We start from the raw sequence: 20,329 nt of genomic DNA, 5'->3' as shown, positions 1-20,329 counted from the left end.
GCTAGCGCCCTCTACAATATAAATAATATACACATCGTGTTTTTTGAGTGTAACATTCAGAAAACAAACACTGGAGGGATGGTATGGAAAAGACCCAGGACGCGAAGATTGTAGATCTCGCGATAAGACTGCTGTTTCTCGGATTATTCCTCTACAGCGCGCTGGTAATGGTTGCACCGCTGGCAAGTGTAGTCATTTGGGCGACGATCCTGTGCGTTGCCCTCTACCCTGCCTTCGACTGGCTGCAGTCCAAATTGGGAGGGCGCAAGAAACTCGCCACCACGATACTGGTTTTGCTGGGCCTTGTTCTGACCTTGGGGCCGGTCGCAACGGCGGTATCTGGAGCTGCCGAGCTTGGATCTGATTTTGCGGAACAAGCGGACAAGGGCGAGTTAAAAATCCCACCGGCACCCGAGGGTCTCAATGAACTGCCGCTGGTCGGAAACAAGATCGCCGAAGTCTGGGGTTTGTTCGAACGAAACCTCGATGGTGCGCTTGCCAAGTATGGCGCTCAGATTCTTGAGGTCACCAAATCCCTGTTCGGAAGGGTTCTGAGCATAGGACTTGGGCTCTTGGCACTGGCTCTGTCCGTTTTGATCATGGGGGCCCTTTTCAGCCCCGGGCCAACTCTGGTGCAGGGTCTTCAGCGCTTTGCCAACCGGGTATTTGCACCCCGCGGCGGCGAATTCGTGACACTGGCCGGCGCAACGATCCGCAATGTGACCAAGGGTGTGATCGGCGTGGCTGCGATTCAGGCGGTCGTCGTTTGGGTATTGTTGGCGCTGTTCGGGATAGGCTCGGCCGCTACACTGGCATTCATCTGCCTGATCCTTTCGATCATTCAGATCGGGCCCGGCTTGGTTCTTTTGCCGGTCATCATCTACGCCTGGAGCACCATGTCCGGCGGCACAGCGTTGATCTTCACGATACTGGCTATTCCCGTCGCGATTATGGACAGTTTCCTACGGCCGGTGTTCATTTCCAAAGGGCTTGAGACCCCGATGCTGGTCATTTTGATCGGTGTTCTTGGCGGTATGATGGCGTACGGACTGATCGGCATCTTCATGGGTCCGGTTCTGTTCGCGGTGTTTTATGAACTGTTCAAGGTCTGGATCGACGCGCCCGCAGAACCCGATGGCGCTGCTGAAGGAGCGGCGGAATGAGAAAGACCATTTGGACCACTCTGGCCGTCATACTTGTCTTCCTGATCTGGTACCTTGTTGCTGACCGAAAAACGCCGTTTACCGGGAACGCCCGCGTGAAAGCCATTGCGACCCAGATCGTTCCGCAAGTCACCGGAACAGTGACCGAGGTTCTTGTCGAAAACGGTCAGGTCGTCTCGGCCGGTGATGTTCTGGTTCGGATCGACTCGCGGCCTTACGAAATTGAACGCGACAAGGCGGAAGCTGATCTTGAAGCAGCCACGCAGGAGGTGGGCGCGTCCTCGGCTGAGGTGAGGGCCGCTCAAGCTAAACTTGCGAGGGCTCAGAGCGATCTGGATACGATGCGCATTCAGACCGAACGTGTTTTCACGCTGGAAAAGAAAGGACTGATCGCCGTCTCGAAGGCTGATGATGCCCGAGGACAACTGGCAGAGTCTGAGGCGAATTATGAGAACGCCAAAGCGGATCTGGAAAAAGCAAAGCAACGGTTGGGCGACGACGGGGTTGAAAACCCAAAAATCCAGCGTGCACTGGCTGCCTTGGCGGATGCCGAGCTAAACCTTGAATGGACGGAACTACGTGCTCCGGCGACAGGTGTCATTTCCAATCTGCTCATTGCACCCGGAACGTATGCGCGATCCGGCCAGGACCTTTTGACATTTCTGGATGCGACAGATGTTTGGATTGAGGCGTATTTTACCGAAAACAACCTCGGCCGGGCTGGGGTGGGGTCCCCCGTTGACGTCGTGCTGGACATGCATCCGGGTCAGATCGTTCCGGGCGTGATCGAGAGCTTCAGCGCGGCCGTGTCCCTGAGCGGTGGCGATGAACCCGGTCAATTAGCGAGCCCGCCTAGCACCAAGGGTTTCTTACGCGAACCCGAGCGGTTCCCGGTTCGGATCGTCCTGCCGGGATATGAGGCCGGAAATGCCGAAGACGATCTGCGTTTTCAACTCAACGGGCAGGCCGATGTTATCATGTACCTGAGCGACAATTCCCTGCTGAATGTCGTCGGTCGGACCTATATCCGTTTGGTCTCAATCCTGTCCTATGCCTACTGAGGACCAAAAATCCGTTGCTCGGCTCGCGCTGGGTGTCACCGGCGTGTTCGCCTTGGGCTTGTTTCTGGGGTGGCCACTGGCGGTTGTAGGGGCAGTCTTTACCGCGCTGTTCCTGCAAGCCCCCACCGCACTGCCGTTGGCGGCATTCGCAAAGCTGTTTGTATTCTCGATAGGATTGATGTTCATCGCTTTCCTGGTGTCGTCAGTCTTTGCGCCCTACCCGGTGGTCTTTCTGATCTTAGTGGCGATCGGGATCATCCTTTCCTTCACATGGTCCGTTTCCGGGGCCGGAGTTCTGCCCGGCGTCATAGCCCTGATGGGGGCTTTGATGATCCCCAACCTTGTTTTGCAATCGCAGGATCTGGCTCTGGTGCTCGTGTTCTGGATACCGTTGAACCTGCTCTTTGCAGGTTTTGTATCGACGCTGATGTTTGTGTTGATACCAGCTGAACCTCAGACCGCCGCCGAAAAGAAAGCCGATGCAGCACCGGACTTTGACCCATTTCGGCGGATCGTCAGAATGTCCCTTGTGACGGTTCCATTTGCCATAGCGTTTTTTGTGTCCGGCGCGTCGGCCTTGTTGGTTCTGTTCTTTGTCGCCCTTCTGAGCCAACAACTGGCAGCCATGCCGTCAATGGGTAGAGCGGTCGCCAAAGCCATGTTAACGGCAAACCTTTTGGGGGCAGCGGTGTCGATTGTCTGCTACGAGGTCAACGTAATCGCGCCGGTTATCCTGACACCTATATTGCTGAGTTTGTTCGTCTGCTTTGCACTCGGAGCACTTGGAAAATCCAAGATCCCGCTGGCCGCAGCAGCCGGATCCGCGCTGACAACGGTTCTGATTGTTTATGGTGGGTCGATTGCGCCTTTTTCGGACGAAGCGGACGTCAAAAGCATCACGCGCGTATTGCAGGTCGCAAGTGCCGCTTTCTTCGTGATCATCGCCTATGTCATCGTAGACGAGTTCTGGCCTGAGAGAAAACGCGATCTTGCCCACTGATCCAAAATGCACAGCGGCAACACATCGAAGCTGGCAGGTTGCGGCGTGGGGGAACTTAGACCGCCACGCCCCTGGTCAATCGATCAATCCGCTGTACAAAACCTGTTCAGTACGTTGCGGGTGATCCGCTCTACCTGTTGATCCTTGCAAATCAGGCCCATGACCCATTCGCATGTCCCGGCCGTGAAAACCTCTCCCTTGCCGCGTTCCCAATGCAGGATGACGCCGTTTCCGCGCTTGCTGCGATCCAGATTCTCTGGCGTATCGGCTCCGAATTGCGCCTTCGCTTTGAACCGCGCGTCCTCGTCGCCGATGTATAGGGTCTCACCCCAAATTCCGTGGTCAGGTTCGATGTTAGTCGCCAGCCCCATCGCCAGGATCACCATGTTCGGATCAGCACCGTCTTTTCCCGTGGCAAAGGGAAGGCCATCCTCCATCTGGTAATCTACCCCGTCGACCTCGTAGCCGAATATGCGCGCGCCGGCCCCCAGTTGATCGCCATATCCCAGTTGGGTTCCCGCCAGTGCCCAGTGATCCGGACGGTACACGGTGAAACCGCCGCTGCCCTGCCCCACGCAGCGTCCAAGCCCTGCGTATACGCCCTTGAGGCCATTCGCCCCAAAGGTTCGGGCTCCGGGCCAATTGACCGGGGGGACTTCCCATGCGGCGGTGACCAGATGCTCTTGATCCGTTCCTTTTAACGGGTCCTGATCGGCCTTGTATTTGTAGCAGACCTGAGTGCGCCCCTCATTCTCGATACGCGTTTGCCATAGGAAGTTCCCCGCAAACCGCGCCACTTTGCCGCCGTTCTCGGTGAAACGGTCCACCGATCGGCGCATGTTGGCAGACCAGTATTCGTCATGCCCGACGAAGACCGCGCATTTGTAGCGATCCAGAAGATCCGGCTGGGCCTCAAGATCATGCTGCGTGGCCATATCATATTCGAACCCCTCCGCCTCGAGCCAGCGGGCGAAATGCCGTTCGTAGCTGGCCCAGCCTGCGGACGCGTACTTCTTGGAATAGCCGTAGGCATAGGCCCACTCCATATACGGGTAACGCACCATGTTGCCGGGGGTATGAGGCACCTCGGGCACGGCACGCGGTGCACCGGTTGGAAGTTTGCAAAAGCCGCGGCTCCAAGGGCGTTGGGTCGAGACCACTGGCGAGAACGCGTTCCCCTCCGGTCCGGTGATCCCCTCGTAATGGTTCGAGCCGCCCCAGCAGTTGTAGGCGAGCCAGGTACCCGTCGCGCAAATCATTACCATACGCGGCGATGGGGTATTGATGTCGCTACGGACGAGGATCAGGTGATGCTCTTCAACACGGTCGCCATCCCGTTCAGCGGATAACGTGATCAAGTATCCGCCGGGACGCCAGTCAGTTGGGATGGTGAACTGATGGCTGACCTGCCAATCGCACCCTTTGACCGAGCAATCATCAGGCGTTTCCTGATGGCACCCGGTCAAACCTTGCTGCCGCAATAGCGGTTCATAGACCAACCCGTCCCGCCCAACTTCAAAGTCCCATTTTTCGGCAGTGGTCGAAACATGCAGCGCCACGGTTTCACCCGGCGCATAGGACATGCGGGGCGTGTAGCCCCAAATCTCCAGCACAGCGTCGTCCCGAGCTGGCCCGATGTAGTAGTTGTCGAGGATATGCCGCGCCTTGGCGCGGGTGCGGGGCGTCGTGGCGGGCGATGGTCCTTCTGAAGACGTCATTTTCACCTATTCCGGCAGGTACTTTTCCGACCAGCTTTGGCTGGCCGCACCGGTTTCGATCATGGTCGCAATACGTTCCTCGGAGAAGCCCAATTCCAGAAGAATCCGACGGGTATCTGCACCATATTTTGGCATCGGGCGTGGGACGGTGATCTTTGCCTTGGATGGACGCACCGCATTGGGCGCAACCAGATCGCACCAACGGCCCATCGGATGCAGATCATGGCGGATGGCGCTGAACGTGCCTCGGTTCAAATCGACCTCGTCTGAGCTTTCAAGTTGCAATGCCGCGTCGCGTGTGTCGTGCAAAGATCCCAGCGGTATGACTGTGGACGAAGAACCGGCAAAGGCATCAACCCAATAGGCGGCAAGGCGGGTGGCAAAGCGTTCTTCCAGCGGTCCGGTCAAACTTTCTTCGGGCAGATCAGCTAAATCCTTAAGCTCGGCAACCGCGCGCAAGGCGCCCTGCTTTTCTGTCGGCGCAGCAAAGAACATCCAGCCGTCTGCAGCCCGGTAACAGTGATAGAATGGACCCCAACCCAGCGCCTCTCTGCCCGAGGGTTCGTCAAAGGGCGCGCGCCCGTCAAAATCGTACATCAGCTGTGCCTGGATCAGGTTTCCGGCAGCGGCCAAAGCCGCGCGGGCGATACCGCCTTTACCGGTTCGTTCCAGCCGCAGCAGCGCAGCCCCCAGCGCGACACAGGCGCAGTACCCGGTCAGAACGTCAATGGTTCCGAAATGAGCGTGTTCTTCAGGCGTTTGCATGCCGCCCCCAAATCGGAGCATGACCCCGGTCGCCGCTTGCGCAAGATCGTCATAGCCCAAGTGGTCTGACTTCGGGCCACGCACCGGGCCGCCAAAGGCGTCCAGTTGAACCAGTATCAGACGGGGGTTGATCGCGGCCAATCGCTCCTCGTCCAGTCCCAGCGCATCCCGCTGCTCGTCTGTTCCATTCATGGTGATGACATCGCTGTCGGCAATCAGACGGTGCAATGCGTCCTGCCCATCCTCACTGCGCAGGTTCAACAGAATGCTGTCCTTCCCTCGGTGGGCGTGCAGGCCGAACACCACGGTGTTCCAAGGATCAACCGAGGGATCAACGGGCTGGACGGACGTCACCTTGGCTCCGAACCGGGCAAGGGTCGAGCCAATGGTTGGCCCTGCGATCACGTTGGTCAGATCCAGAACCTTCAGCCCGTCAAGCCAGCCTTTGTTACCTGTGCCGACGACGCCGGATCGTTTTGGTTCCGCCAGAATGTCGCCAATCGGCGCACTGTCCGGCCCTCGGCCCGGTCGCTTGTCCAATGCCCGCGCGTCGCCTGTAAGCCATGCAACATTGCCCATCTGCCGCATCTTTCCGTGGCGCGGATCATCCACCTCAACGACCAGCCCCGAGGCCAAGGCATGTGGATCGGTCAACCATTCCTGACTGAATCGCTGCGCGGTGGCCGGTGCTTTGGCCGCGCCAAACAGTGCCTCCCACTCGTCCGAAGGGCGCGTTAGAAACGCCGCCTTCATTGCCGAGGATACGCGCTCGCGGTCCTTGTCGCCCACGGGATAGTTCCGCAGCGACCACTCGTCCGGCCATTCAGCTTTGTCCATATAGGCATCGAAATCGGGCAGCTCGTCGGCCAGTTGACTTAGTCCCAACGTCTCGAGCACACGGCGCGGGTGGGTCTTCACACTGCCAGCGACGACGTAGAACCCACGCCCGTCGGCACAGGTATAGGTGCGGTAGAACGGGTCGAGGAACTCTTCCAATTCGGCAAAGCTCAGGTCCATCGGCAACCCTTCGGCCGAGCGCCTATCCAGTTCTACCTCTCGCGGGGATTTGTAACGATCAGGATAGTCCTCGATCTGCTCGCAATTGTAGACAAGCCCCTCTAGCAACGCCGAGGCCAGCGGTACCTCGATATGCCCACCGCCATTGTCGTCGCGGGCAAGCAACGCGAATTGAACCGCCATGGCCCCAAACGCCGATCCGTAAGCCGAAGCCAATGTCAAAGGTGTGAACGACGGGTTTAGCCCCATCAGGCGGCGGTTCAATCCCATGTCGGTGAATTGACCCGTGCGCGCGGCAATGATCGCTTCCCAAGCGGGAAGGTCGGCCAGCGCCGGGTCTGTGGATGCAAAACCCGGAAGCGAAAGCGAAACGATACGCGGGTTGATCGCACGCAGGTTCTGCGGTCCAAGCCCCAGCCGTTCCATAACTCCGGGGCGAAAATTCTCGATCACCACGTCTGATCGGGCGATCAGATTCTTAGCGGTGGCAAGGCCTTCACGCGTTTTGAGGTCCAGCGTCACCGCAGTTTTCCCACGCGATAGCATGTCGGTTGCCGGTTCTTTCAGCCGTGGTCCACCAGGCGGATCGATGCGGATCACCTCTGCCCCCATATCGGCCAGCATCATGCCAACGAGCGGGCCCGCCAAATATTGTCCAAAGTCGAGAACCCGGATGTGCTCCAATGGGCGCGTATTCATGTCGATCTCTTTAATCGCGGAAGCATTTCTTCCAATTGAGACCGAGACTAGGGGCGCAGGCGTCACCAAAACTGCGCCAATCCCGACAAAAATGGCGCAGTTTTGACACTATGCTTGTTTGGACCTGACTGCCTGATCGCTGCTGGCCGTACGTCATGCAAGACCGACAGCCAGCGGGGTCCACATTCGGTGGAACCTAGGGTTGGTGCGCACGGTCTATTGCGCGCACCAATGTCCGCGAGATTACAGCTCTATGACGACTTTCCCGACTGCCGAACCGTTCGTCAGGTGCGCATAGGCCGCGCCCACATCGGACCACCCGAACCTTTGTTCGTCCACAATTGGCTTAAGCCCGCCCGCATCTGCGATGCCCGCCAATCTGTTCAGGATATCTCCGTGAGTTTGCCGCCCGACATTGTGCATCATTGGGATAAGCATAAAGACAACATGCAGAGACAGGCCTTTGAAATGCGCGGGCGTCAAATCGATCTCGACCATCGCAACGGTCGAAGCGACATGGCCATTGAGCTTCGCCGCTTCGAACGAATTCGTCATATTGGGCCCGCCGACGCTGTCAAACACGATGTCAAAACCCACGCCACCGGTGTGCTCAGCCACATATTCCTCGACCTTTTGCGTGGTGAAATCCAATGGGCGTGCGCCCAAACCTTCGATCAAGGTCATTTGATCTGCGCCGCGACCCGTCGCGGACACTATTGCACCAAGGTGGCGTGCAAGTTGCACGGCGACATGGCCAACGCCGCCAGCGCCGCCCTGAACCAGCACAGTCTGCCCTTCGCCAACTCCGGCACGGGTCAGCCCTTCGTAGGCGGTGATGCCGACAAGCGGCAGCGCAGCAGCCTCTCGCATGGTCAGTGACTTGGGTTTGCGCGCAATCAAACGGGCATCCGCGTTGATGTATTCCGCGAGAGAGCCGGGCAGGTCCATCAAACCTCCAGCGCAGCCGTACACCTCATCGCTTATGGCAAAGTCAGTCACGCCGTCACCAATTGCGACAACCGTGCCTGCAAAATCCATGCCCAGCACGGCGGGCAATTGGGGCGACAGAGGCAGGTCCGCACCCATGCTTCGGATCATCGTGTCGACGGTGTTGACGCTGACAGCGGCCACTTTGACCACCACATGCCCGGGTGTCGCGACCGGATCAGGTATTTCGGCGAGCTCGAACGGTGCTTCGGGTCCGTATGAGTTTAGAACCATTGCTTTCATTTGGGGTACTCCTTTTGTAACGCCGCGCGAGGGGTACGTCGCAATAACGCACACCTGACGAGATCCTTTTGTTGGGGTTGGGTCAGTTGATGTCCTGAACCTGCATCACTAGATCGCCCCATTTGCGCTGGTTTTCGATGTCGTGCTCCAAACCTTGTTCATCCGCGATGGCGAACCGTTTGACGGCCGGAGTTTTGCTGGTGGCCTGATAAAGCCAATAGGCTTCGGCCTTCAGCGCCTCATCAATCGGCTTGTTGATTGATTCATAGACCATCTGTTTGCAGGCATTGATCGACTCTGCCGGGAATTTTGCGATCCGTTCAGCCAGTGCGGTCACGTAGGGACCAATTTCATCCGGCTCCAACGCCTTGTTAATGGTGCCCAAACGCTCGGCATCATCTGCGTCATAGTCTTGCGCGCTCAAGATGATCTCAAGCGCTTTGCCAAGCCCGGTTTGACGCGCCATGCGCGAGGCACCGCCGCCACAGGGCAAAATGCCCATTCCAACTTCCATCTGCATGAACTTGTACTTGCCCCGCGCGGCAAAGCGCATGTCGAGCGCCAAAGCCAATTCATGCCCGCCGCCGCGTGCAAAACCTTCCAGCTTTGCGATAGTAGCTTGCGGTACCTTGCTGATCCGCTCGCAGACTGACTGCAGATCCAAAAGCTGAGCGTCCTCGCGGGACACGGCCTCAGTCGACATATCCTTTAACAGTTCAGTGTCGTAGTGGCAGACCCAGATTTCCGGATTGGCGGATTGAAAGATAACGACCTTGGTGTCGCGATCCCTCTCTAGGCGCATAGCCAGACTGTTGAGATCGGCCAGCATTTCCTGGCCTTGAACATTCACGGAGCCAAAGTTGAATGTCACTGTAGCGATACCGTTTTCAACGGCCACGTCAAAGGTTTGAAAGTTCTCGTATTTCATCAGGCAATCCTTTCTTGGGCCTCGACGCAGTACGCGTGAGGAGTAAGGGAGGGTTAATGGTGGAAGTGCGTGGCGTTTTTGCGCCGCGCGGGTCAGTTGGTCTGGTTAACCAATTGTCTAATGGTATTCATGACGTCGGCAGCGTGGCCTTTATCGAGTGCAGCCGCGTGTGGATCTGAGAATACCCCACTGTCATTGTCAAAATAGGCGCCCGATGCGTCAGCGAACCGCTCTCCCAATGCCGCATCAATCAGGATATCTGCTCCGATGTTCATATCGTTGCCAGCCAAGCCAAATCCCTCTTTCACCATCTTTGAGGCCAAAAGCGATCCTGGATTTACTGCGACCATGGCAGGCGCATCGGATAGCGATGCGCCCCATTCCCGTGTCCAGATGGTGATGGCCAGCTTGCTCTGAGCATAGGCGTCCATATCCGCCAGCGGGACATTGCCCTGCATCGCCCTGATGTTGACCGGGGCCTGCGCGGCCGATGACAGGTTCACCACGCGCCCGTCGGCGGGAATAATTGGCAGCAGCAACTCGGTCAGCAGATATGGCGCAAGCGTATTCACGACAAAGCGAATGTCCTGCCCGTTTTCAAGCACAGTTTGCGGGGCTTTCAGCACACCTGCGTTGTTGATCAACACATCAAGATTGGCATGCTTGGTGCGTATTTGTTCGGCCAGTTTTCGAACTGCGGCCAGGTCGCTCAGATCTGCGGTATAGGTTTCGACATCCCTACCAACCTCGGCAGCTGCGCTCTCCAACTTGGGAACGTTACGACCATGCAACAGCACTTTGTGCCCACCAGCGGCCAGCTTCTTTGCTGTAAGCAATCCAATGCCGTCGGTCGAACCTGTAATGAGAATAGTCTTGGTCATCGGTCTGATCCTTTAGGAAAAGTCAGGCAGCACAACGTCCGCCAGATGTTCGAGGGTGGAATCGATAGATGCTTGGTTGAATCTTAAGTTCAGCGCGACGTGATTGATACCGAGCGTTTCAATCTCGCGCAGATAGCTGCGCAGGAAATCGGTGCCAGACTGAAACCCAAGATGGATCGGGCGCGGAGGCGCAGCGGGGTCGGCAACGACATCGACATAAAGCGATTGCATGACGGGCTTATCCGGTTGACCCGCCGCCTTCACACGCCGCCGGTAGTCCGCGATGACCTGGCCCTGAGCCGCCGCATTGCGCGGATAGGTCATCCAACCGTCGCCGTTCTGCGCCACCCAATCGGGCGATTGCTGGCTGCCACCGGTGATGAGCATTGGTAGCCGTGTGCCATGTGGCTTTGGCAAGAGATCGATCCCGCCAGACAAGGTGCCCTGAGCGCCTTCGAGCTTAGGATAATCCGAACCGACCGCTCGGATATATTCCACGCTATCGCGAAATCTAGCCCCCCGATCGTCAAAGCTCTGGTTCATAGCCGGGTACTCCTCGGGCCGGTCACCGGAAGCGACGCCCAACAACAACCGCCCGCCTGAGAGTACATCGGCCGTCGCCGCTGCCTTGGCCACATGCGCGGGGTGGCGTAACGGCAGGATCACACTCGAGGTTCCAAGCGCTATCCGGTTGGTCGACGTTGCCAACGCACCCAGATAAACGAATGGATCGAAAACCTGTCCGGGGTCACCGAAGCTTGGAACATTAAACGGGACGTCCCGCAGCCAAAGTGCCGCGAACCCAAGTTCCTCTGCCCTCTGGGCCGCTTCCAGATGACCGCGCAGCGTCGGCTCTGCGCCGACTGCGTATGCTTCGAGCGGCAACACAAGGCCAATGCTCAGCCGCCCGGAACGAAACACTCGGTTGTAGGCCACGTTGATCCGGGCAAACTCGGTCGGCTGCGTTTTGTCCAACATGTCACGGTCCCCTTTAATAGCGCACCAAAGTGCGACTCTCGATGCTTTTGCGAACGGTGGCGACGTTTGGATCCTCGACCATATCAAGGGCGCTATGTGCAATCGAAGGCAGGCCTTGATTGTCATAGATGTTGAAGATCGCGACCTCATCCGGCGTCATCTTGGATTGATAGATCCATTCATGCTTGGGGTTTCCTACCAGCCCCATGATTTGTCCTTTTCGGTCGGGATAGATCAGGTCCAGCAGAATCCAATCAGATGGGTCAACCGATGACGGACGCACAAAACCAAGAGGGGCTGAGATGATCGGCTGTTCGACGGGGCGCCAAACATTGACAAAACCATAGTGGCCTTGCGCCCATTCCGCAGCGACCTCGGCACCCAGCAGGTCGACAAGCCGCTGTTCGGCTCCGTCCTTGCTGTAATCGCTGTGAACATTGCGCGCGGGTTTGCGTATTGCACAGGGGTCATCCGTCCGAACAGTGTGATCAAAAACCACAACCTCGCGCGCGCCCAGCCTGTCCGACAGAGCCGCCGTCAACTCTGCATCGTATTCCGGTATCCAGGCTTCGCCAGCAAAATCCCGAACCTTCGTTTCAAGCGTTACGAATTCAACGGCATCGGAGGCGAATGAAACTAAGCTGCTCGTCGCGCGGGTGTCTGCCATCGCAACTGCTGTGGCAGCCAGCTCGGGAGAAACCAGGTTGCCGGCAATCCCGCCTGCATCCAGTTCAAAGGCTTGCCGGTAGAGCTTGTGAACGTGGTAGTTCACTGTGGCTGTCCGCGTCATTTCCGCCTCCCATCCATGTTTCGTTACGTCGATGACAGGGATTTATCACCAGTTCATTTGCATATAAACTGCCCAAAGATGGATTGATAATTCGGGTTTGCAATATAATGGGTCTCGATACAGATGCGCTTCGACTGTTTGTAAGCGCAGCGAAATTACTGAATATTAGCGCCGCGGGGCGCGCCTTGGGCATGGCTCCAGCCGTCTCGAGCGCAAAGCTCGCCAAGCTGGAACAAAACTTGGGTTCCGAGCTGCTGCATCGCACAACGCGCAAAGTGTCCCTGTCGCTCGAAGGTGCCGATTTCCTTCCCTTCGCCCGAGAGATCATCGCGCAGGAAGAGGCTGCACTTGCCGCCATGGGCAAGCAGACGACTTCGATCAAGGGCACTTTGCGCTTCGCTGCGCCAAGCACCTTTGCACAACTCTACATAGTGCCAATCTTACCAAAGTTCCTTCAACGACACCCTGACCTTACGCTCGACCTGCGCCTGTCGGATTTACAGTTTGACCTGATCGAGGGGAGCTATGATCTTGCGCTCAGGAATGCGCCACTTGTCGACACCAGCTTGAAGGGTCGCAAACTGGCGGATGACCGGCGCATTCTTTGTGCCTCGCCGAGTTACCTCGCTACGCACGGCGCTCCTGCTACGCCCGCGGACCTGACCAACCACCACCTGATCTCCTTTCAGACTCGCCAACCCCACCCACTGAAAGGACCAGCGGGTCTAAAAGCTCTTTTTTTTGACCCCACATCTGCGAAGGGTCAGTTGATTATCGACGACGGCCAAAGTCAGGTTGGTGCGACATTGGCCGGGGTCGGTGTTTCTTTGAATGCGATGTGGAGTGTGCATGACCACCTGAAGACTGGCCGCCTAAAGCGCGTACTGCCGGAATATGAGGCCGCAGAGGATAATGTTCTGTGGTTGATCTATCCAAAGTCCAACGTTCTATCCCCCAAAGTGCGGGTGTTCATGGACTTTCTGATCACGGAGATTGGCGCAAAGCCACCATGGGATATGTGACCCGAAATGGTCCACCAAGCGATTTGTGACACCTCGTCGCCAAATCGTGGAAGGCTGGTTTATTGCTTTGAGAACAGGCAACGGGGTTTGGGGAATTCCATAATGGCCTCCCGTTCGCTTATTGGCTGGACGGCGTTCAAGACGCAGCTTTCAACCCGAGTATGCCCCTTGCTTGATCAACCGTCGTAACCGGGCGGTCATACTGGACACAGATATCAACGGTTCGCCTGACGAGCGCTGCGTTTGAAGGTGCCAACGTATGCCGATCCAGCCTAACATTGTCTTCCAGACCGGTTCGCGCATGACCGCCTGCAGAAATCGCCCAATGGTTCAGAACCTCTTGTTGCGCCCCAATCCCCGCGGCGCACCACGGCGCACCCGGAAACAGCCGGTTTACTGTTTTCACATAGAAGTCAAAGACCTCTCGATCAGCTGGCATCGCGTTCTTCACACCCATGACAAATTGCACATAAGGCGTGTCTTTGATCTGGCCTTTCTTGTGCATCTCGGCGGCCTTCAGGATGTGGCTTAGATCAAAGGCTTCTATCTCCGGCTTGACCCCGTAGGTCACCATCTCTGCGGCCAGCCAGTCGACCAGATCTGGCGGGTTTTCATAAACGCGCGTCGGGAAATTGTTCGATCCAACGGATAACGAGGCCATGTCGGGCCGCAACGGAAGCATGCCACCGCGTGTTTTGCCCGCGCCGGAACGACCGCCCGTCGAGAACTGGATGATCATGCCCGGGCAGTGTTTCTCGAGCCCCTCTTTCAATCGCGCAAACTTCTCTGGGTCGCTGGACGGTGTTTCATCATCATTGCGCACATGGGCGTGGCAGATCGTGGCCCCTGCCTCAAACGCGGCCTGCGTGCTTTCGATTTGCTCCTCGACCGAAATGGGAACTGCGGGGTTGTTGGCTTTGGTTGGCAACGACCCGGTGATCGCAACACAGATGATACAGGGCTCTGACATGTCACGCCTCTTTCGGGGCCAGAACGAAATCGAACTCGACATCCCAATAGGGACCGTCAAAACCAACTTCTTGTGACCGCACAGGGTCATCGACGCGGTTGAATTCTGCGATCAGGCTTTCTTTGACGCCAAACACGGAATCCGAATGAAGGTATTCGTCCTCGGGGTCAAAGATGTGGGTTGTCAGTTCGTCATAGCCATCCTTTGACACAATGTAATGCAAATGGGCTGGCCGAAATGGATGACGCCCCAGCCGATTCAGCAGATCTCCGACTGGGCCATCATCAGGAATTGAATAGTGTTTTGGCCTGACAGCACGAAACCAGTACCTTCCATCCGGCCCCGTTCGAAATACACCGCGCAAATTGAAATCGGGTTGAATGCCTTTTTGCTGAACGTCGTAGAACCCTTCATCATTTGCCTGCCAGACGTCGATCTTGACGCCTTCAAGAGCCTTGCCGTCGACATCTGTCACACGCCCTCGCACAACCATGTCTTCGCCTTTTTGATCGAGGCATATGTTGTGGCCCATAGCGTATTCAGGAGCATCTCCGACATGGAACGGACCCAAAACGGTGTTTTCAGACGCTCCGGTCGGGCGACGAGAGTTCACGGCGTCCACCAACATCGAGACGCCCAATACGTCAGACAGCAGAATATACTCCTGCCGCCAGTCATCGCACATTTGGCCCACCTTGGTCAGGAACATGATCGCCTCGAACCACTCTTCTTGCGTTGGCTCAATTTCCTTCACGGCTTCATGCAGCTTGCGGGTGATGACCTCCATCACCTCTTTCAGCCGTTCGCTTTCAGCATTCTTGTTCCGCGCGGCAACGACCTCGGCCGAGTTTTCCTCGGTGAAGTATCCCATCTCATGCGAGTCCATTGTGACCTCCTAACCTGTACAAATGTGATCCGGATTTGCTTATCGCGAAAGGATTTTGGTCAAAGCCCGGCGCAGCTCAGCCTCGGCATCCGCGACCATGTCTGCTGAACGCCAGGCTACGTGCTGATCTGGGCGCACAACGAGACAGCCTGTGTCCGAGACCTCGGACGCCCGGGCCCAATCACCGGCATGATCGACATAGGTTTGACGAGGGCCAATGACATGGCAGCGAATAGGCATCCCGAGCTCCTTCGACACGGTCTTAGCAGCGGCCACCCACGCTTCGCCCCCGATGCCAGTGAGCACTGTGAACTCTCCACGGCCGCAAAGATCCAGCGTCGAGTGCTTGTTGCCCGTGTCATGATCAAAGACCCACACATGAGGAATGCGTGCGCCGGGCCATGTTGTCGGCTGATAATGCAGCTCGGCGTCCTGATCGAAGCCTGGGTTAGGTTGACCATCGGTTTCAATCGCGCAGGAGTCGTAGCGCTGGTTCATTTCGACACCATGGGCGTCAAACTCATATTTTTTGAACGCAATCGCCTCACGAATGGCCTTTCGTTGCGCGGCGGCTTCGGGCGTTGACCCTGTGCGGGCCTCGAGGTTGCTTTGCATGACTTCCGGGTCGACACCTTCGGCCATGCCCAGCGCTTCAAAGATCGGTCCGAACTCGCCGATAGACTGATTTGCCCGCGTTACAATCTGTTTTGCAACTGGCGCGCGTTCTTCGCTGTAGCTGTCCAATAGCCGCTCTCCGGCATAGCCTTTTAGCACAGCCGCCAGTTTCCATGCGAGATTGAAGCTGTCTTGAATCGACGTGTTTGACCCCAACCCGTTAGAGGGCGGATGGCGGTGCGCCGCGTCACCCATGATAAAGACGCGGTCCTTTTGCATATGGGTCGCGTACATGTTGTTGACGGTCCAGGTGTTGGCGCTGATCAGTTCGATCTCAAGCTCGGGGTCGCCGACAAGCTGTCGCGCAACCTGCGTAGCCATGGCTTCATCAACTTCGGGGGCTGGTTGGTTGATGTCATAGCCCCAGACAATCAGCCATTCGTTCCACGGACGAACCATGCGGACCAGACCCATGCCGATGCCGCCCACATTCGCCCCAGGCTGCATCACCCAATACAAGACCGAGGGGCGATGCGCGACATATTTTCTGAGATCCGCGCGGAACAGGATGTTCATGGACCCACCAACGCCCATCTGTCCTTCGAACGGCAGCCCGGCATGTTCCGCGACCAGTGAATTGCCCCCGTCCGCGCCAACCAGGTACTTGGACCGGATCGTGATTTCCTCACCCGACAAGCGATCAAGGCAGGTCGTTGTCACACCGTCCGCGTCTTGTTCGTGGCGTAAGTACTCTGTGCTCATACGGGCCTGCGTGCCTCGGCGGCAGGCCGTGCCGAACAGGATCGGTTCCATGAACGTTTGGGGCAGATCGTTCATCATGGTCGGGCTGGACAGCAGGTGTTCGGCCTTGGACAAAGGATGATTGCCCCAACTTTTCATACGCCCGATTTCCTCACCGGCGAGGCTTTCGCAGAACACATTCTCGCCCATCAGATCCTGATGCGCCGCATGCATATAGGCTTCGGCCTCGACCTCGTGACCAAGATCGCGCAACACCTCCATCGTGCGCTGGTTGGTGATATGCGCGCGGGGCGTATTCGCCAGCCAGCGATAGCGGTTGATGACCATGTTCTCGACACCGTAGCTGGACAGCAAAGCCGCGGTTGCAGACCCAGCCGGTCCGGTTCCGATGATCAGGACATCTGTTGTGATGGTGGCCATGTTACGCCTCCCTCTGTTTGTCAGATTGAATTGAGTTGGAGCCGCCTTTTGGGTGCGTCAGCACAAGGCGACGGCGCACTGGGAAAATCTGCAGCCCGGTCTTTTCCGAGATAAGCCCCCACAGACCGCGTGGCGCAAAAAGCATGACCGCAATCCCGATCAGCCCAAGCACCATAAGGTACCAAGAGCCATAATCCGCCAGCAGGCTCTGCAGGATGAAGAAGATCAGCACGCCCAGGATCGGGCCTTCGATGGTGCCGATGCCCCCGATCACAACGATAAAGATCACATAGGCTGTCCAGTCAGTGACCGAGAAGGCCGCATCAGGCGAGATCCTTAGCTTTTGCACGTAAATCAATGCGCCGGTCAGGCCTGTCCCGGCGGCTGAGACAAGGTAGACCAGCCACTTCATCCGCACCGCGTCAACGCCTACGGATTTCGCCGCTTCGACGTTGTCGCGGACCGCAGCCAGTGCCAGTCCGCGCTTGGTTCTGAGCAGCCAGTAGATGCCTGCAATCGTTGTGATCACCAGAGCCAAGGCCAGCCAATAGGTCAGAATATCCCGCGCAGCAGCACCTCGGACATCAAAGTCGGTCTGTATCCACTCGGTCGCCCACATTTCGCGCGTTGCCGTGCGCGGCAATGACGTTCCTGTGCCGCCGCCCAGCACCTTCCACTGAGCAACCAGCAGGCGCATGACTTCGGCTATGACCCATGTGCCAATGGCGAAATAGGCCCCTTGCAGGCGAAAGGCGAAGAAGGCTGTGGGAACGGCTACGATCAAGGCCGCGATCCCACCCAGCAGGATTGCGGGAACCGGGTCCATACCCCACAGGATGACGCCGCCGAACATGGCGTAGGCCCCCATTCCGACAAAGGCCTGCTGGCCGACGGAAACGAGCCCGCCATATCCTGCCAGCAAGTTCCAGAACTGCGCCAGCACCAGCATCGTGAAAATAAAGAACAGATCCTGTATTAGCCCTCGGCTGGCAAATGTCGGCAGCAGCACGAACAGGATGATCAGCGCAACACAGATAGCTCCGGCGCTATAAGACGCGCGGGTCTGTGTCTGAACTCGGTACATCGAAGTATCAGCCATCAGTCCACCGCCCTTGGAAATAGGCCTCTGGGTTTGATCAGAAGCACGATAAGAAAGGCCAAATGTCCGGCCAGAATTTGCCATTCGGGATTGATCGCGGCCCCAACGGTCTGAGCGACTCCGATGATGATGCCGCCTGCCAGCGTACCCCAAAGGCTGCCCAGACCGCCGATAATGACCGCCTCAAATGCGTAGATCAGGCGCGCGGGGCCGATATTTGGGTCAAAGTTCGCGCGCATTCCCAGATAAAGCGCAGCCAAAGTCACAACGAGCATCGCGATGGCCGTCGCGGTGGCAAAGATACGCTCGGGTCGAATGCCCATCAGACCCGCTGTCACTGCATCATCCGAGGTTGCGCGGAATGCCCGGCCCAATTCCGTGCGATAGAAAAGCTGGTTCAGGCCCACGATGACAAGGATCGCCGAGGCAAATGTAAGCAGCGGCAAAACACCAAGGTTCAGCCCGCCCATCTGCACGGAAGCCGTGGCAATCTCGCCTGCCGGCAGACGTTGGCTATCGGCCGAAAACCCCTCGAGCAGAGCGTTCTGCAGAACAACCGACAAGCCGAAGGTTACCAGAAGCGGCGGCAGGATATCAGGTCCCAGCACCCGGTTCAGGACGTGCCGCTGCAAAGCCCAGCCCACGCCAAACATGATTGGTGCCGCAATGGTTGCCGCAAGAAATGGCGATAGCCCCAACAATGAGACCAACAGAAGGATCAAATACGCGGCAAAGACGATCAGGTCCCCATGAGCCAGATTGACCAAGCGCATAATCCCGAACACAAGGCTCAGCCCGGCCGCGAAAAGCGCATAGAGCCCGCCCAGCAAAACGCCCTGTATGATGGTATCGATCCAAATCATGCCGCGGCTCCTCCGAAGTAAGCGTCGTGAATAGCCTCGCGGCTGAGCGTGTCTGCAGTGCCCTCCAGCGTGACGCGACCCTCCATCATGCAATAGACGCGGTCTGCGACTTTCATGGCCTGGCCGATGTCTTGTTCGACCACAATCAGGCTGGCCCCTGCCTCCTGAATGCGGGGCACGGCGGCGTAGATGTCTTTGATGACCACAGGCGCCAGCCCCAGACTGATCTCGTCACAGAGCAAAACACGAGGGTTGCTCATCAAAGCGCGGCCAATGGCCACCATCTGCTGCTGCCCGCCCGAGAGCGCTGTACCCGGATGGTTCCGGCGCTCTTTCAGGATGGGGAATAGTTCGTAGATGGCTTCCAGCGACCAATGCCCCTGAACTTTCCGACCATAGGTTCCGATCAGTAGGTTTTCTTCGACGCTCAAGGACGGAAAAAGCCTGCGTCCTTCAGGCACCATTGCAACGCCGCGCGACATGATCTCATCTGCCGGAAGATCGCCGATGGGTTTGCCATCAAAGCGCACTTGATCCGAGCCGTTGGTCAGAACACCTGAGATCGAGCGCATCAGGGTCGACTTTCCGGCACCGTTTGCGCCGATAATGGCGACCGTTTCGCCTTCCTCCAATCGGATGTCCACGCCGAACAAGGCCTGAAAATCTCCGTAATGGGCCGTCAGCCCTTGGGTCTCTAGCAAACTCATCAGACTTCGATCCCCAGATAGATTTCTTTGACTTCGCGGCTGTTCATGATCTCGTCCGGGTCACCGAGGCCGATCACCTTGCCGAAATCCAGAACCAGCAAACGCTCGACCACAGATGTCAGGGCATGCAGAACGTGCTCGATCCAGATGATCGTGACACCGCTGGCGTGTAGCCCTTTGATCGTTTCGATCAGGGCCGTACATTCTGCGTCGGTCAGACCTCCGGCGATTTCGTCCAGCAGCAGTAGCTTTGGGTTGGTTGCCATCGCGCGGGCAAGCTCCAGCCGCTTGCGCTGAAGCAACCGCAGACCACCGGCAGGGTCGTTGGCCACCTCAGCCATTTCCGTTTGTTCCAGAATTCGGGCACAATCCTGTTCGACCTCGCGTTCAGATTTCCCTTGTCCATGCGTCGCCGCCACCAACAGGTTCTCGAAAACCGTCAAATGATCAAACGGTTGCGGGATCTGGAAAGACCGACCAATCCCCGACAAACACCGCTGCATTGGCGGAACGCGGGTGACGTCGTTCCCATCAAAATGGATCGAACCCGCGTCCGAGGTCAGATTGCCGGTAATCAGATTGAACAGCGTCGACTTCCCGGCTCCGTTCGGGCCAATGATCCCAAGCGCCTGCCCCTGTTCGACATCAAAGCTGACGTCATCGGTGACGGTCAAAGCACCGAAGCTTTTGGAGACATTATTGAGCGATAGAATTGTCATACCAAGGTCCCTGCCCCGGACTTGTGTCCGGGGCGT

General features: G+C 57.4%; 18 protein-coding genes. 4 read left to right on the top strand and 14 right to left on the bottom strand.

Annotation, left to right across the window (positions count from 1 at the left end):
* Nucleotides 1-83: 83 nt before the first annotated feature.
* Genes GOV53_RS14555 through GOV53_RS14545 form a run of 3 tightly spaced genes read left to right on the top strand, consistent with a single transcriptional unit; the run spans nt 84 to nt 3,224 of the window.
* Nucleotides 84-1,163, top strand: a complete 1,080-nt coding sequence (locus tag GOV53_RS14555) for an AI-2E family transporter (protein WP_170467771.1) — start codon at nt 84-86, stop codon at nt 1,161-1,163.
* On the top strand, nt 1,160-2,224 hold the full coding sequence (locus GOV53_RS14550; protein WP_170429510.1) for an HlyD family secretion protein: 1,065 nt from the start codon (nt 1,160-1,162) through the stop codon (nt 2,222-2,224). Before GOV53_RS14555 ends, GOV53_RS14550 begins: the two co-directional genes overlap by 4 nt.
* Nucleotides 2,214-3,224: a DUF2955 domain-containing protein gene (locus tag GOV53_RS14545; protein WP_170467769.1), complete on the top strand. Its 1,011-nt coding sequence runs from the start codon at nt 2,214-2,216 to the stop codon at nt 3,222-3,224. Before GOV53_RS14550 ends, GOV53_RS14545 begins: the two co-directional genes overlap by 11 nt.
* Nucleotides 3,225-3,307: 83 nt before the next feature.
* Here the strand turns inward: GOV53_RS14545 and GOV53_RS14540 are convergent, their stop codons facing one another.
* The 7 genes from GOV53_RS14540 to GOV53_RS14510 form a co-directional block, all read right to left on the bottom strand.
* Nucleotides 3,308-4,942: a N,N-dimethylformamidase beta subunit family domain-containing protein gene (locus GOV53_RS14540; protein ID WP_170467767.1), complete on the bottom strand. Its 1,635-nt coding sequence runs from the start codon at nt 4,940-4,942 to the stop codon at nt 3,308-3,310.
* A gap of 6 nt (nt 4,943-4,948) precedes the next feature.
* On the bottom strand, nt 4,949-7,423 hold the full coding sequence (locus GOV53_RS14535; RefSeq protein WP_170467765.1) for a CoA transferase: 2,475 nt from the start codon (nt 7,421-7,423) through the stop codon (nt 4,949-4,951).
* A gap of 243 nt (nt 7,424-7,666) precedes the next feature.
* Complete coding sequence (locus tag GOV53_RS14530) at nt 7,667-8,653, bottom strand: zinc-dependent alcohol dehydrogenase family protein (protein WP_170467763.1); 987 nt, start codon at nt 8,651-8,653, stop codon at nt 7,667-7,669.
* Nucleotides 8,654-8,735: 82 nt separating this feature from the next.
* Complete coding sequence (locus tag GOV53_RS14525; RefSeq protein ID WP_170467761.1) at nt 8,736-9,581, bottom strand: enoyl-CoA hydratase/isomerase family protein; 846 nt, start codon at nt 9,579-9,581, stop codon at nt 8,736-8,738.
* A gap of 92 nt (nt 9,582-9,673) precedes the next feature.
* Nucleotides 9,674-10,462 carry an SDR family NAD(P)-dependent oxidoreductase gene (locus GOV53_RS14520; protein ID WP_170467759.1) on the bottom strand — a complete coding sequence of 263 codons (789 nt, stop codon included), beginning with the start codon at nt 10,460-10,462 and terminating at the stop codon, nt 9,674-9,676.
* Between the two features lie 12 nt (nt 10,463-10,474).
* A complete protein-coding gene (locus GOV53_RS14515; RefSeq protein ID WP_170467757.1) occupies nt 10,475-11,440 on the bottom strand; it encodes an LLM class oxidoreductase in 966 nt (321 codons plus the stop codon).
* Between the two features lie 13 nt (nt 11,441-11,453).
* Nucleotides 11,454-12,230 (bottom strand): CmcJ/NvfI family oxidoreductase, encoded by a 777-nt coding sequence (locus GOV53_RS14510; RefSeq protein ID WP_170467756.1) that lies wholly within the window; start codon nt 12,228-12,230, stop codon nt 11,454-11,456.
* A 107-nt stretch (nt 12,231-12,337) separates the two neighbouring features.
* Between GOV53_RS14510 and GOV53_RS14505 the strand changes: the two genes are divergently transcribed.
* Complete coding sequence (locus tag GOV53_RS14505; protein WP_170467755.1) at nt 12,338-13,252, top strand: LysR family transcriptional regulator; 915 nt, start codon at nt 12,338-12,340, stop codon at nt 13,250-13,252.
* 136 nt (nt 13,253-13,388) lie between these two features.
* Here GOV53_RS14505 and GOV53_RS14500 read toward each other — a convergent pair whose 3' ends face one another.
* Genes GOV53_RS14500 through GOV53_RS14470 form a run of 7 tightly spaced genes read right to left on the bottom strand, consistent with a single transcriptional unit; the run spans nt 13,389 to nt 20,293 of the window.
* Nucleotides 13,389-14,222: a 3-keto-5-aminohexanoate cleavage protein gene (locus GOV53_RS14500; RefSeq protein WP_170467754.1), complete on the bottom strand. Its 834-nt coding sequence runs from the start codon at nt 14,220-14,222 to the stop codon at nt 13,389-13,391.
* Between the two features lies 1 nt (nt 14,223).
* A complete protein-coding gene (locus GOV53_RS14495) occupies nt 14,224-15,108 on the bottom strand; it encodes an intradiol ring-cleavage dioxygenase (RefSeq protein ID WP_170467753.1) in 885 nt (294 codons plus the stop codon).
* Between the two features lie 39 nt (nt 15,109-15,147).
* Complete coding sequence (locus tag GOV53_RS14490; RefSeq protein WP_170467751.1) at nt 15,148-16,905, bottom strand: FAD-dependent oxidoreductase; 1,758 nt, start codon at nt 16,903-16,905, stop codon at nt 15,148-15,150.
* Nucleotide 16,906: 1 nt separating this feature from the next.
* On the bottom strand, nt 16,907-18,004 hold the full coding sequence (locus GOV53_RS14485; protein WP_254439294.1) for a branched-chain amino acid ABC transporter permease: 1,098 nt from the start codon (nt 18,002-18,004) through the stop codon (nt 16,907-16,909).
* Nucleotides 18,004-18,867: a branched-chain amino acid ABC transporter permease gene (locus tag GOV53_RS14480; protein WP_170467749.1), complete on the bottom strand. Its 864-nt coding sequence runs from the start codon at nt 18,865-18,867 to the stop codon at nt 18,004-18,006. The genes GOV53_RS14485 and GOV53_RS14480 overlap by 1 nt, the downstream gene beginning before the upstream one ends.
* Nucleotides 18,864-19,574 carry an ABC transporter ATP-binding protein gene (locus GOV53_RS14475; RefSeq protein WP_170467747.1) on the bottom strand — a complete coding sequence of 237 codons (711 nt, stop codon included), beginning with the start codon at nt 19,572-19,574 and terminating at the stop codon, nt 18,864-18,866. Before GOV53_RS14475 ends, GOV53_RS14480 begins: the two co-directional genes overlap by 4 nt.
* The gene (locus tag GOV53_RS14470; RefSeq protein WP_170467745.1) at nt 19,574-20,293 is read right to left on the bottom strand and encodes an ABC transporter ATP-binding protein; all 720 of its coding nucleotides are present in this window, start codon (nt 20,291-20,293) and stop codon (nt 19,574-19,576) included. The genes GOV53_RS14475 and GOV53_RS14470 overlap by 1 nt, the downstream gene beginning before the upstream one ends.
* Nucleotides 20,294-20,329 lie beyond the last annotated feature (36 nt).

The organism is Ruegeria arenilitoris, from assembly GCF_013035315.1.
Taxonomy (GTDB): Bacteria; Pseudomonadota; Alphaproteobacteria; order Rhodobacterales; family Rhodobacteraceae; genus Ruegeria; species Ruegeria arenilitoris_D.
The sequence above is the reverse complement of the archived record's forward strand: the minus strand, read 5'-3'. Positions and strand labels throughout refer to the sequence as shown.

Bases quoted from the DNA above. Each gene is read 5' to 3' on its own strand.
- GOV53_RS14555 (WP_170467771.1), top strand. From the start codon at position 84: ATGGAAAAGACCCAGGACGCGAAGATTGTAGATCTCGCGATAAGACTG.
- GOV53_RS14550 (WP_170429510.1), top strand. From the start codon at position 1,160: ATGAGAAAGACCATTTGGACCACTCTGGCCGTCATACTTGTCTTCCTG.
- GOV53_RS14545 (WP_170467769.1), top strand. From the start codon at position 2,214: ATGCCTACTGAGGACCAAAAATCCGTTGCTCGGCTCGCGCTGGGTGTC.
- GOV53_RS14540 (WP_170467767.1), bottom strand. From the start codon at position 4,942: ATGACGTCTTCAGAAGGACCATCGCCCGCCACGACGCCCCGCACCCGC.
- GOV53_RS14535 (WP_170467765.1), bottom strand. From the start codon at position 7,423: ATGAATACGCGCCCATTGGAGCACATCCGGGTTCTCGACTTTGGACAA.
- GOV53_RS14530 (WP_170467763.1), bottom strand. From the start codon at position 8,653: ATGAAAGCAATGGTTCTAAACTCATACGGACCCGAAGCACCGTTCGAG.
- GOV53_RS14525 (WP_170467761.1), bottom strand. From the start codon at position 9,581: ATGAAATACGAGAACTTTCAAACCTTTGACGTGGCCGTTGAAAACGGT.
- GOV53_RS14520 (WP_170467759.1), bottom strand. From the start codon at position 10,462: ATGACCAAGACTATTCTCATTACAGGTTCGACCGACGGCATTGGATTG.
- GOV53_RS14515 (WP_170467757.1), bottom strand. From the start codon at position 11,440: ATGTTGGACAAAACGCAGCCGACCGAGTTTGCCCGGATCAACGTGGCC.
- GOV53_RS14510 (WP_170467756.1), bottom strand. From the start codon at position 12,230: ATGACGCGGACAGCCACAGTGAACTACCACGTTCACAAGCTCTACCGG.
- GOV53_RS14505 (WP_170467755.1), top strand. From the start codon at position 12,338: ATGGGTCTCGATACAGATGCGCTTCGACTGTTTGTAAGCGCAGCGAAA.
- GOV53_RS14500 (WP_170467754.1), bottom strand. From the start codon at position 14,222: ATGTCAGAGCCCTGTATCATCTGTGTTGCGATCACCGGGTCGTTGCCA.
- GOV53_RS14495 (WP_170467753.1), bottom strand. From the start codon at position 15,108: ATGGACTCGCATGAGATGGGATACTTCACCGAGGAAAACTCGGCCGAG.
- GOV53_RS14490 (WP_170467751.1), bottom strand. From the start codon at position 16,905: ATGGCCACCATCACAACAGATGTCCTGATCATCGGAACCGGACCGGCT.
- GOV53_RS14485 (WP_254439294.1), bottom strand. From the start codon at position 18,004: ATGGCTGATACTTCGATGTACCGAGTTCAGACACAGACCCGCGCGTCT.
- GOV53_RS14480 (WP_170467749.1), bottom strand. From the start codon at position 18,867: ATGATTTGGATCGATACCATCATACAGGGCGTTTTGCTGGGCGGGCTC.
- GOV53_RS14475 (WP_170467747.1), bottom strand. From the start codon at position 19,574: ATGAGTTTGCTAGAGACCCAAGGGCTGACGGCCCATTACGGAGATTTT.
- GOV53_RS14470 (WP_170467745.1), bottom strand. From the start codon at position 20,293: ATGACAATTCTATCGCTCAATAATGTCTCCAAAAGCTTCGGTGCTTTG.